This window comes from Variovorax sp. KBW07 (assembly GCF_003852515.1).
Lineage (GTDB): Bacteria > Pseudomonadota > Gammaproteobacteria > Burkholderiales > Burkholderiaceae_C > Variovorax.
This window is the reverse complement of sequence record NZ_QAJK01000276.1, coordinates 1-259: the sequence shown is the minus strand read 5'-3', so window position 1 is coordinate 259 and position 259 is coordinate 1. Positions and strand designations below refer to the sequence as shown.

Below are 259 nucleotides of genomic sequence, written 5' to 3'. Positions count from 1 at the left end.
CATGAACGGGTTCTTCGACACCGCCGGGCCCCAGTCGCCCGTGAGCACGGTCTTGCCTTTCAGCGAGGCCGTAACCTCCTGGATGAACCAGGCGGGAATGGTCTTGCCGGCGGCGTCCTTGCGCTGGCCGGTTTCCATTTCGTGCGCCATGAGAATGCGCACGGTCGTCTTGTCGCCCGAAGCCTGGGCGCGGATGCGCATGGGATCTGCTGCCATGGTGTGTGTCTCCTTGTTGCCGGTCAGCCGCCGCAGCCGCCGA

General features: G+C 65.6%; 1 protein-coding gene. It reads right to left on the bottom strand.

From position 1 onward, the window contains the following. On the bottom strand, window positions 1-201 hold a 201-nt coding region (soxZ, locus tag DBV14_RS33160; protein ID WP_124466498.1), incomplete at its 3' end, for a thiosulfate oxidation carrier complex protein SoxZ. Window positions 202-259 lie beyond the last annotated feature (58 nt).